This window comes from Pseudomonas sp. G3-19 (genome assembly GCF_054855875.1).
The window spans coordinates 5,436,291-5,448,570 of the sequence record NZ_JBMPIQ010000003.1 but is presented as its reverse complement, the minus strand read 5'-3'; the positions used below and the strand labels follow the sequence as shown (position 1 = coordinate 5,448,570).

Genomic DNA, 12,280 nt, shown 5'->3' with positions numbered 1-12,280 from the left:
GGAATGGCAAAAAGGGGCGCTGGATCGGTCATTTGCGGCCCTCGACATCTCGCCAAATAATGGCAATGCGCCTTTATGCGCAACTTCTTGCGCACTTGATCGCGTTTTTTCGCTACTCGAATTGCTACAGAGCCCGTGTGCCGGAGCCTGTAGCCGAGTGCGCAACTTCTTGCACACCACTGCGCAAGAAGTTGCGCACTTTTCGCATTTTTTTGGCATGAAACATCTTGAAACATGACCTTTAGAGCAGTTTAACCCCCGGATCACGGAGTCCTTGGCAAATCTGGCACGCTCCTTGATAACAGTCAGGCACCCACCGGGCGATTTCGCCTCCCGGGCACCCTAAATTTATCCGCAAGGAGAGCACCCCATGGCAACACCAGCGTACATGTCGGTTACCGGCGAAAAACAAGGCCTGATCACTGCCGGCGCCTTCACCGCCGACTCCGTTGGCAACACCTACCAGGAAGGCCACGAAGACCAGGTCATGGTTCAGGCTTTCAGCCACGACGTGATCATCCCGCGTGACCCGCAATCCGGTCAGCCAACCGGTCAGCGCGTTCACAAGCCAGTGATCATCACCAAGGTCTACGACAAGGCTTCGCCTCTGCTGCAAGCTGCTCTGACCTCCGGCGAGCGCATGAGCGAAATCGTTATCCAGTGGTACCGTACTTCTGCTCAAGGTACTCAAGAGCACTACTACACCACCAAACTGGAAGACGCGATCATCGTCGCCATCAACAACAAAATGCACAACTGCCAGGATCCAGGCAACTCGCACTTCACCCACCTGGAAGAAGTGCAGTTCACCTACCGCAAAATCACCTGGACCCACGAAGTATCCGGTACTTCGGGTTCCGATGACTGGCGTGCTCCAGTCGTTTAATTACGGCTGATCGTTACAAGCATCGACCAGCCCTGCTGGTCGATGTTGTTTACGCCCCTCCAGAATTTCGCGTGCGTTGAACCGCCTTGCGGTTGTCGACGAACGCCGCTGTACAGCACGAGGAACAAGGGATGTTCGCGCCGGCCAATGAAACCCACTTTGCCCTGACCATCGAAGGGCTCTCCGCCGATTTTCAGGTATTCACCCTGACCGGCCGGGAAGCCATCAGCCAGCCTTTTGTCTTTGAGGTGGAGCTGGTCAGTGAGCAGCCGTCGCTGGACCTCGAAACCCTGCTGCACAAACCGGCCTTTCTGCAGCTGTCGCCCGATGGCAGCGGCATCCACGGCCAGATCTACCGCGCCGCCCAGGGCGATTCCGGCAAGCGCCTGACGCGCTATTCGGTGACCCTGCGCCCGCAATTGTCGTACTTGGCGCACCGCGTCAACCAACGGATCTTCCAGAACCTCACGGTGCCGAAAATCATCGGCATGGTTCTCGAAGAGCACGGCATCCAGAGCAACGCCTACGAATTCAAGACCGGTTCGATCTATCCCGAGCGCATCTACTGCGTGCAATACGATGAATCGGACCTGCATTTCATCCAGCGTCTGTGCGAGGAAGAAGGTATTCACTACCACTTCCAGCACAGCGCCACGGCGCACAAGCTGGTGTTCGGCGATGACCAGACGGTGTTCCCGAAACTCCAGCCTGTGGCCTACCAGCAAGACTCCGGCATGGTCGCCAGTAACCCGGTGATCAAGCGTTTCGACCTGCGCCTGGAAACCCGCACCAGCCGTACCACGCGCCGCGATTACGACTTCGAAAAACCGCGCCTGACCCTGGAAAGCGAAAACCGCGGCGACGCCCTGCCCGATCTCGAAGACTACGACTACCCGGGCCGCTTCATCGACCGCGAGCGCGGCAAGCACTTGGCCAAACGCGCCCTCGAACGTCACCGCAGCGACTTCCAGCTCGCCGAAGGCAAGAGCGATCAGCCGCTGCTGGTCAGCGGCCACTTCCTCGCCCTGACCGAGCACCCGAAGGCCAAGTGGAACGACCTGTGGCTGCTCACTGAAGTCCTGCACGAAGGCAAGCAGCCGCAAGTGCTGGAAGAATCGGTAACCAGCGACACCACCGCACTGAAAGACGATTTCCATCAGGGCTATCGCAACCGCTTCCAGGCAACGCCGTGGGACGTGCCGAACCGTCCACCGCTGCGCCATCCGAAACCGCGCATCCTCGGCAGCCAGAGCGCCGTGGTCACCGGCCCCAAAGGTGAAGAGATCCACTGCGACCAGTACGGTCGGGTCAAAGTGCAATTCCACTGGGACCGCGAAGGCCAGGCCGACGACAAGACCAGCTGCTGGCTGCGCGTCTCCAGCGCCTGGGCCGGCGCCCAGTACGGCGGCATCGCCATCCCGCGTATCGGCATGGAAGTGCTGGTCACCTTCCTTGAAGGCGACCCCGATCAACCGCTGATCAGCGGCTGCCTGTACCACAAGGAAAACACCGTCCCGTATGAGCTGCCGGCAAACAAGACCCGTAGCACCTTCAAAACCCTGAGCTCGATGGGGGGCGGCGGTTACAACGAACTGCGCATCGAAGACAAAAAAGGTCAGGAGCAGATCTTCCTCCACGCCCAGCGCGACTGGGACGAGAACATCGAGCACGACCAGAAGATCCGCGTCGGTAACGAACGCCACGACACCGTCGAGCAGAACAGCTACACGGAATTCAAAGCCGAAGAACATCACACCGTCTACGAAGACCGCAAAGTCGAAGCCCGCGCCAACGACCACCTGACCGTGGGCGTCAACCAGCACATCAAGATCGGCACCGGTCAGTTCATCGACGCCGGCCAAGAGATTCATCTTGATAGTGGCACCAAAATCGTAATGGAAGCCGGTAGCGAACTGACCCTGATTGGCGGCGGCAGCTTCATCAAGATCGACGCCAGTGGCGTTACACTGAGCGGCCCGGTGATAGACATGAACTCCGGCGGCAGTCCAGTTAGCGGGACGGGAGCTGCAGCGGCACTGCCAGTGCCACCCAAGCCAGCAGATACCGCGCCGGTCGGACAACTCCTGGGCAACGCACCGCTAAATAAACCCGCCGCGAGAAATACCAGCGAAAAAGGTAAAGAGGCCCTCATCGTCGATGTGTGGGGCGATCCCGAATCAGGCAGCCAATTGCAATTGCTGGGGCCAGAGGACAAGGCATGAGTGAGTTCAAGGACAAGTCCATTAACGAAGGAACGCGTAAGAAGGTCGACTACGAGAATGATCAAAAATACCGGCTGGTGCTTAACGTAGAACGTATCGACGGCGGGCACCTGCAGATTCCCGTCATGGTGGACGCGAAAACCACTGAAGAACTGGACAGGTTCCAGAAAAATATTGTGCTTGCAGTCACACCTCTGGCCCGCCTGCCCGGCCACGACAAGCTCAATGAAACGCTGCAGGGCGGCGTGCCGCGGGTGGGTCGCGTCTATGTGTTCCAAAACAACAAGGTTTGGCGTGAACTCGTTACTGATGGTAAAGGGCAGTTGGCCGAAGTCGACCTGGTCCACTGGCGAAAAGTGGCGGATCAAAAAGGCAACGCCGATAAACGTGAGCCAGTAGGCGTCAATCAGCAGTTGATCCTGGTACCGATGATGCTCGACGGCCGCTTTTTGGGTCGACAATTCAGCATGGCTTTTAGTGAAGTTTCCTGGACGTGGGAATACATCACCTGGCTGGAAGAAGACCCGAGCCGAATAAGGGCCCGCAGCCAAAATATGGCCTCCGCCTGGGCAGCAACAGCGGGTGAGACGACGATCTGGAAACCCACATCAATTCACCCCGCGACACCGATCGCAAAACTGACCAAAGGCCTGCGTTCACGCGACTTCAGCATTGAAGCGGCTATGGAAGATCCTGCACAGTTCACGCCGGACTTCGCAGCCTTCAAACCCGATGCGCTAATCGTGAAGCTGCAAAAGCGCAAAGAAGAGCTCGCTCAAAAAATAAAACACGCGCCACCGCCGGCTCTACCGACCCTGGAGGCTGGAGAGGATTTGCTGACCCAAAACGGACTGCGTGGTTACCCGCATCTGATTGGGATGATTCTCGACGATCCGCTATACGAAGTGCGCCACGCGACGACGCAAATTCGCGAATGTGTTGATTATCTGCAGACTCTGAATGCTCTTGTTCCCCATCAGCAACATGGACAATATGCTCAGGTTTTGTACAGCACGCTCGAAGGGCCATTGGCCGACTTAAAAGACAAGGTCGATTTGCCCAAATTGCAGAGTGTCGTATTTGAAGAGGAGCGAAAAAAATGTCGAGAGCAATTGGCCGCAAGACTGGCTCGCCTTATTGAAATAACTGACAGAAAAGTGCACACAGTCCTTCTTGACTGGTGCTATAGAAATGATGAGGGCCTCTTAGAGCCTTACAGTTTAATGACCGAAATACTTGAGGCGCTCAATCAGTTACCTGATCGTTGCGATGCAATGTATACCGGTGAAGGATACAAAGAGATTACTACGTCCGCAAATCGCATTTGCGAGGCCATATTGAAAGGTGAGCACCCGCTTGGCTCACTGTTATTAGCAAAAAACCAGGAACAGCTTCCAGAGACGATAAAACGAATTATCAAACTTCGAAAAACAGCCCAAGCGCCCGACCCAGCATTGACCGGGCTGAGTACTTTGATCCTGACATCCACGTTGACCGGAGCAGTGGATCAGCCAAGTGCGGGGAAGGGTTTCGTTTATTTTCTCGCTGACTTATTCGATAACTTTGGCGCAAGTGTAGTCGCGCAAATTGGCCGACTATCTCAAAACGCCTCAAAAATTCAGCTTGATCGTATATTCACGCCCGCATTTTCTACACTCTCAGTGCTACTGCCAAAAGTAGCAACTATAAAACTGATGCAACAAGGCCAAGCGCTCGCACAGGATTATGTTGTTATTGGTGTACAAGGCGCTGGTTTGCGCGGTGGAATCACTGAAGTCGAACGTCAGGCACTAACCAGAAAAAGTTATCGCTATGCGACGTTGCATAATCAATCAGGTGGAATTTTAGGTAGCACAAGTCCACGAATCGGCGCCTCCTCACGACCAAGCCTGCGTAACTTAACCGTAATTGCAATACCCAAGGACCACCCGGACCTGGCAAGTTACAGCGCCTTTCGCGTACAAATGAGTTCAGCTACGCAAACTTTAGAGAAAAACAAAACAATACCAACACTCATGGTTGCGTTTGCAACATATAATATTTGGGCACAGATAAAAGCCTATAAAGACCTCAACAGTAGTGATGAGACCCTTCGAGGAAGCGCAGGGATAGCCAGCGCAACACTGGATTTATCTGCAGCGCTGGGAAGCCACAGCAAGCTACTACTCGGTTCAACGATGGAGCAAAAGTTAACCAAGCCGCGATTTGACATAGCGAAAATCTCCACAAACTGGGCAAAGAATCTAAAAAACCAGACGGGCAGTTCAAAACTACCATTACTTCGTTCGGTAGGCGGTATCGCAACCCTTGGAGGTGCGGTACTGGGCGGATGGGACAGTTACCGATCCTTCAGTCAGGGCGATACTGATGCCGCCGCAGCGTATGGAGTTGTTGCAGTTGGCAGCGGCTTGTGGGGCGCTTATGGATTAGGTCTGGTTGTAAATCCATACATCTTGCTCGCTGGCGTGTTAATGACTGTCGGCGGCACAATTGCTGCGAATATATTCACTGACAGCGATACTGAAATAATCGTAAAAAAAGGCCCTTTTGGGATTCAATTTGCCGAGGCAGGAATGTTGGATAGCCTCATTGGCAAGAGTGATATTTTTACCCATTTAAAAGACCAGAAAATAGCTTATCAGCAACTTCTGGGCATCATCGGGAGGCCCCAGATATTTGTTGAGCGCTTATCGCAATGGCGCAAAAAGGCGCCAGCGGCTCATCGAATCGCATTACAAAACGCAGATAACAATCGGTCAAAAAAGCCTGACTCGGCACTGGAATGCGTGCTTCCTGAAAAGCAACTGCTGAATGACAATGACTGGGCTGTAGTTTTGAGCTCGCCTCTACTCGCAATGTTTGAAAATGATAAAAAGTTCCGATTGATCGTACAAGAATTCCAAAGCAAATTAGAGAAGTCTGGATTATTAGCGGTCAAACGGTATCACCGTGTACCGGCGACGAATCCAAAGATCTCTGCCTTACCACTCGATGCGACCAGTGTACTGTACATTCTGTCACCTAGCCTTCCCGTCGTGCACCTTAATCCACTGCAACGCTATAGCTTTGACATGACGGAGGGGCTTAAAATCAGCGCGCAATTTGAACTCAGCGTTAACGAAACAGAAGATATTTTAGTGCTGCCTCAACCTAGCCCAAAAAAATGGAAAGCATTTACTTCTAAAGATCGCCAAACACCTTCGGATAAAATTCCAGCCGAGGACGCACCAGCTTATTGGCAGATTGAGATAATCGAGTCTAAAGTATGATTACAGAAAGAGATACGACTTATACGATTGGAGCATATCGAAGCGATAGCAAAAAACCTTTGCCACCACCTCGCTGGCCGGAAGATGCAAACCGGACCGGAATGTTTAACACTCATCTCGCATTTGGCAATTACGCCAATTTAGAACCGGAGGTGGAAGTCAGCTCTCAACTTGAAGCGATCAGACTTTCTGACTCGGATAAAAAAATCGATAACGTTATAGAATCCTATTGCAGTCATGAACGCTGGAAGTTTCAGAACGCCAGCAAAGCCACCCATTTTTTCTTCGTACTTAAGCTCATCAGCTATTCGTTCATCTGGGCGCCTTGGGTTTTGGGGGTCTTTGGTTCTATAGGCACAGAGTTAGGATATGGCAACCCTGGCACCGCAGGAGGAGCGATCATTGGTATTTCAACTGCCATTTTGATGCTCTCCTCTCTCGTGTTATTCATGACGGGAAATAAATTTCTTCACCACATGCAAATATTGGGATTTGTAGCCGGTGCAATTGCTACCTATTGGATAAAAGACTCATTATTCAGTGCAAACTCTATGTGTATCGCCCTATGGGCAGGCGCCTTTCTGTATTTCGTAGCGTCCCTTGGTACCGACGCACTGCTGTGGATTCATAGCAAAATCAGCACACACGATGGCAGCGAATTCAATCGAACTGACGGCATGCTCAGGTTCAAAAGGCGTTTCCGAAAGTTATTCGTTGCCCCGTTTGAAGAGTTCGACCCAGTGCTTCAGCTGCTTCCTAATGGCTTCGGCTCCCATGACTATGCGCTGTGGTTAAATCACCGCTATACGGATAATAAAATTTGCTTGGCCACCAAGGTTCACTCGCTCGGGCTGGATCAGGCCAACGCACTCGCTTTCTGGGACTGCCTGCAGCGCTACATGGATGTAACGCAGCCATTGCCCGACTTGCCTGTGCTTGAGCAAAGCCGCCATCTTGATCCCGTAACTGCAGCCTACGATGTGAAAACAGGCCGCAACACAAGACGATGGAGGGATCAGTCGGAAAAGGGATGGATCACAGGTGGTCTGAAGACTCTGTCCAAGCAGTTACATGAGTATCCATGGCAAAAGGAAGCTTGCATTGTCAAAGCGCGTATCGATCCATTGTTGACGATTGAGGCGTATTACCGCGCTCAAGAAGCGAAAGGCATCGTTGCTACTCCGAAGGCCGATGATTTTGATGATGTTCATCGGCCTGGATGAGGTATCAATTCACAACTATCGCACCTGCTTCTCCAACTCAACCTTCAACCCCGGCTCCAGCTTCAACTGCTTCGCCAGTTCATCCAGGTAGCTCTTCTCCATAAAGCTCTCCTCATCCACCAGCATCACACTGGCGATGTACATCTCCGCCGCCATTTCCGGTGTGCTCGCAGCACGGGCGACGTCGCTTGGGTCGAGGGGTTTGTTAAGTTCGGCGTGCAGCCAGTGTTGCAGTTCCTGATCGTTGTCGAGTTTGGTGAACTCGCCTTCGATCAACTGGCGCTCACGGTCATCAATGTGGCCGTCAGCCTTGGCGGCGGCGACCAGTGCCTTGAGAATCGCCTGGCTGTGCTGCTCGGCTTGCGCCGGTGGCAGACGATCCAGGGTTTGCGGTTCAGTTTGTGGGGCGGTGCCTTTCTGGGCGTTCCAGTTGCCGTAAGCCTTATAGGCCAGCACACCAAGGGCAGCGAGGCCACCGTAGACCGCAACTTTGCCGCCGACCTTTCGCGCCTTTTTGCTGCCGAGCAGCAGGCCCATGGCCCCGGCCGCCAGAGCACCACCGCCTGCCCCCGAGAGCAGGCCGCCCAGCGCACCGGAGCCTGAAGACCCACCCAGCAAACCGCCCAGCCCGCCAGCCGCGGGTTTGTTCTGCGCGCCACCGGCCTTGTTCTGCAAAAGATCCTGGCCAGACTTGAGTAGTTGATCGAGCAATCCACGGGTGTTCATATTCCGCCTCCAAAACAGGGGTTATCCGGATCTATCAGGCCCTCAGCCTAGTTCGAAAGTGCCCCGGCCCTGCCCGCAAGTGTGCTTCCAGATGTTGCTCAGCAGGCGCAGGCCCTTCGCGAAAATAGATATACACTCAGGCCAATCTATAAAAACCGCCCACCGGGTACCCCCCCTCATGATGACCCTGCGTCAGATCCGTCACTTCATCGCGGTGGCCGAGACCGGCTCGATTTCCGCCGCCGCGCAAACCGCGTTCATTTCCCAATCGACCCTGACCCTGGCGATTCAGCAACTGGAAGAGGAAATCGGCGTCAGCCTGTTCAGCCGCCACGCCAAGGGCATGACCCTGACTCACCAGGGCCACCAGTTCCTGCGGCAGGCGCACCTGATTCTGGCCACGGTGGATAACGCCAAGCGCAGCCTGCAACAGAGCACCGATCAGGTCGCCGGACAGTTGATCGTCGGCGTAACCAGCCTGGTCGCCGGTTATTACCTCGCCGATTTACTGACCCGGTTCCAGCGTGCCTATCCCAACGTCGAGATTCGCGTGATGGAGGACGAGCGGCCGTACATCGAGCATTTGCTGGTCAGCGGCGAGATCGATGTCGGCGTGCTGATTCTCTCCAACCTCGAAGACCGCCACGCCCTGCAGACCGAAGTGCTGACTCACTCGCCGCATCGTCTGTGGCTGCCGGCCCAGCATCCGCTGCTGGAACACGACAGCATCAACCTCGCCGACGTCGCTCGCGAACCGCTGATTCAACTGAATGTTGATGAAATGGATCGCAACGCCCAAAGGCTTTGGCGCGGCGCCGGGCTGCAACCGAAGATTACTCTGCGCACCGCCTCTACCGAAGCCGTGCGAAGTCTGGTGGCGGCGGGTTTGGGTGTGTCGATCCAGCCGGACATGACTTACCGCCCATGGTCACTTGAAGGCGACATCATTGAAGCGCGGCCGATCGCCGACCTCAACCAGACCCTCGACGTCGGACTGGCCTGGCGCCGCGGTACTGCACGTCCCGCTCTGGTCGACCCGTTTTTGACCGTGGCCCGCGAACAACCGCACGGCGGACGCAAGCCATCTATTTAATCGAATGCCACCTTCAGTATTTAGAATTTGTCGACCTCGGAGCCGCGCACTAGTCTTGCTGCATCTATAAGACGGTCGGCTCCCGGGCACGGGAGCCACAATGACCACACAAGAAAAGAGATCGCGGAAAATGGCTGGCGTGCAGACCCCGATGTGTACCGCGTTGTTGATCGACGGCGAACTGGTCGCCGGGCAGGGTTTTGTCGAACCGATCCTCAACCCGGCCAGCGGTGAAATCCTCACCCACATCGCCGAGGCCAGCACCGAGCAGGTCGAAACCGCGATCCTCGCCGCCCATCGCGCTTTTGGCGAATGGTCGCGCACCACGCCGCAACAACGTTCCAACCTGCTGCTGGACATCGCCAACGCCGTTGAAAAACACGCCGATTACCTCGCTCGCCTCGAAGCGCTGAACTGCGGCAAGCCGCTGCACCTGGCGCGGCAGGACGATCTGACCGCCACCGTCGACGTGTTCCGCTTCTTCGCTGGTGCCGTGCGCTGCCAGACCGGTCAGCTCAGTGGCGAGTACCTGCCGGGTTACACCAGCATGGTGCGTCGCGATCCGATTGGCGTGGTGGCGTCGATTGCGCCGTGGAACTACCCGATCATGATGGCCGCGTGGAAAATCGCCCCGGCCCTCGCCGCCGGCAATACGCTGGTGTTCAAGCCATCCGAACACACACCGCTGTCGATCCTCGCACTGGCGCCAGCACTCGCCGAGATCCTGCCGCGCGGGGTGATCAACATCATCTGCGGCGGCGGTGAAGGCGTCGGCAGCCATCTGGTCGGGCACGCCAAGGTGCGCATGGTCTCGCTGACCGGCGATATCGTCACCGGGCAGAAGATTCTCCAGGCTGCAGCGAAAACCCTCAAACGCACACACCTGGAACTCGGCGGCAAGGCCCCGGTGATCGTCTGCAACGACGCGGATATTCAAGCGGTGGTCGACGGCGTGCGCACCTACGGTTACTACAACGCCGGGCAGGACTGCACCGCCGCGTGCCGGATCTACGCGCAAACAGGCATTCACGACAAACTGGTCGCCGAACTCGGCGCAGCGGTCAGCAGCCTGCGCTTCGCCGGCAAGCGCGATGCCGACAACGAGATCGGCCCGCTGATCAGCACCCGCCAGCGCGACCGCGTCGCCAGTTTCGTCGAGCGTGCCCTCGGCCAGCCGCACATCGAGCGCGTGACCGGCGCGGCGGTGCATTCCGGCGCTGGGTTCTTCTACCAGCCGACGCTGCTGGCCGGTTGCAAACAGACTGATGAAATCGTCCAGCGCGAAGTGTTCGGCCCGGTGGTCACCGTGACCCGCTTCGACGAACTCGCGCAAGCCGTGGACTGGGCCAACGACTCCGAATACGGCCTCGCCTCGTCGGTGTGGACGCAGAATCTAGACAAGGCAATGCAGGTCGCCGCCCGTTTGCAGTACGGCTGCACGTGGATCAACAGCCATTTCATGCTGGTCAGCGAAATGCCCCACGGCGGGCTGAAACGCTCGGGATACGGCAAAGACTTATCCAGTGACTCGCTGCAGGACTACAGCGTGGTGCGGCACATCATGGCCCGCCACGGCCAGCATCTCTGACTACGCTAATAACAAGCCGCCAACGGCATGCTGCACCGCGTTCACAACTGCCCCGACCATAATTTAAAGAAGAGGGTTCAACCATGTTCGTGCACAAGACCGCACTGCTCAGTGCAATCACCACAGCCTTGCTGGCCAGCGCCAGCCTGCAAGCTGCCGAGCCGCTGAAGGCGGTCGGCGCCGGCGAGGGTCAGCTGGATATCGTGGCCTGGCCGGGCTACATCGAACGTGGCGAGAGCGATAAGGCTTACGACTGGGTGAGCGGTTTCGAGAAAGAAACCGGCTGCAAGGTCAACGTCAAGACCGCCGCGACCTCCGACGAGATGGTCAGCCTGATGGCCAAGGGCGGTTACGACCTGGTCACCGCGTCGGGTGATGCCTCGCTGCGGTTGATCGTCGGCAAGCGCGTACAACCGATCAACACCGCGTTGATCCCGAACTGGAAAACCCTCGATCCACGGCTGAAAGATGCGCCGTGGTACGTGGTCAACAACCAGACCTACGGCACCCCGTATCAGTGGGGGCCGAACGTGCTGATGTACAACACCAACGTGTTCAAGACGCCGCCGACCAGCTGGAACGTCCTGTTCGACGCGCAGAATTTCCCCGACGGCAAACCGAACAAGGGCCGCGTGCAGGCTTATGACGGCCCGATCTACATCGCCGATGCGGCGCTGTACCTGAAGACCGCCAAACCTGAGCTTGGGATCAAGGATCCGTATCAACTCACCGAAGCGCAGTACAAGGCCGTGCTCGATCTGCTGCGCGCGCAGCAGCCATTGATTCACCGCTACTGGCACGACACCACGGTACAAATGAGCGACTTCAAGAACGAAGGTGTTGTCGCGTCGAGCGCCTGGCCGTATCAGGTCAACGGCCTGATCAACGAGAAACAGCCGATCGCCTCGACCATCCCGAAAGAAGGCGCCACCGGCTGGGCCGACACCACCATGCTGCACGCCGAAGCCAAGCACCCGAACTGCGCGTACAAGTGGATGGACTGGTCGTTGCAGCCGAAAGTCCAGGGTGACGTGGCGGCGTGGTTTGGTTCGCTGCCAGCCGTGCCGGCGGCGTGCAAGGAGAGCGAACTGCTCGGCGCCGAGGGTTGCAAGACCAATGGCTTCGACCAGTTCGACAAGATCGCCTTCTGGAAAACCCCGCAGGCCGAGGGCGGCAAGTTCGTGCCTTATAGCCGCTGGACTCAGGATTACATTGCGATCATGGGCGGCAGGTAAGCCCGAGAGCAACTTGGTCTAACTCCCTTTCCCCTCTC

Annotated in this window: 8 protein-coding genes; 7 read left to right on the top strand and 1 reads right to left on the bottom strand. The window is 56.4% G+C overall.

Going from position 1 to position 12,280, the window contains the following annotated elements; genetic code table 11:
* The first annotated feature begins 370 nt into the window (after positions 1 to 370).
* The 4 genes from ACOYXI_RS24745 (at position 371) to ACOYXI_RS24730 (ending at position 7,600) form a co-directional block, all read left to right on the top strand.
* Positions 371 to 886, top strand: coding sequence for an Hcp family type VI secretion system effector (locus tag ACOYXI_RS24745; protein WP_003226246.1), 516 nt, complete (start codon positions 371 to 373; stop codon positions 884 to 886).
* A gap of 131 nt (positions 887 to 1,017) precedes the next feature.
* Positions 1,018 to 3,108, top strand: a complete 2,091-nt coding sequence (locus ACOYXI_RS24740) for a type VI secretion system Vgr family protein (protein WP_134785517.1) — start codon at positions 1,018 to 1,020, stop codon at positions 3,106 to 3,108.
* A complete protein-coding gene (locus tag ACOYXI_RS24735; protein WP_461675404.1) occupies positions 3,105 to 6,377 on the top strand; it encodes a hypothetical protein in 3,273 nt (1,090 codons plus the stop codon). The genes ACOYXI_RS24740 and ACOYXI_RS24735 overlap by 4 nt, the downstream gene beginning before the upstream one ends.
* A 551-nt stretch (positions 6,378 to 6,928) precedes the next feature.
* A complete protein-coding gene (locus tag ACOYXI_RS24730; RefSeq protein ID WP_098968482.1) occupies positions 6,929 to 7,600 on the top strand; it encodes a hypothetical protein in 672 nt (223 codons plus the stop codon).
* 15 nt (positions 7,601 to 7,615) lie between these two features.
* Here ACOYXI_RS24730 and ACOYXI_RS24725 read toward each other — a convergent pair whose 3' ends face one another.
* Entirely contained in the window at positions 7,616 to 8,326 is a 711-nt protein-coding gene (locus tag ACOYXI_RS24725) for a tellurite resistance TerB family protein (protein WP_461675403.1), read from the bottom strand.
* 178 nt (positions 8,327 to 8,504) lie between these two features.
* Between ACOYXI_RS24725 and ACOYXI_RS24720 the strand changes: the two genes are divergently transcribed.
* The 3 genes from ACOYXI_RS24720 (at position 8,505) to ydcS (ending at position 12,242) form a co-directional block, all read left to right on the top strand.
* Complete coding sequence (locus ACOYXI_RS24720) at positions 8,505 to 9,419, top strand: LysR family transcriptional regulator (protein ID WP_007967749.1); 915 nt, start codon at positions 8,505 to 8,507, stop codon at positions 9,417 to 9,419.
* A 130-nt stretch (positions 9,420 to 9,549) separates the two neighbouring features.
* Positions 9,550 to 11,007, top strand: coding sequence for a gamma-aminobutyraldehyde dehydrogenase (locus tag ACOYXI_RS24715; protein WP_134787552.1), 1,458 nt, complete (start codon positions 9,550 to 9,552; stop codon positions 11,005 to 11,007).
* Positions 11,008 to 11,090: 83 nt separating this feature from the next.
* Complete coding sequence (gene ydcS / locus ACOYXI_RS24710) at positions 11,091 to 12,242, top strand: putative ABC transporter substrate-binding protein YdcS (protein ID WP_096795797.1); 1,152 nt, start codon at positions 11,091 to 11,093, stop codon at positions 12,240 to 12,242.
* Positions 12,243 to 12,280: the final 38 nt, after the last annotated feature.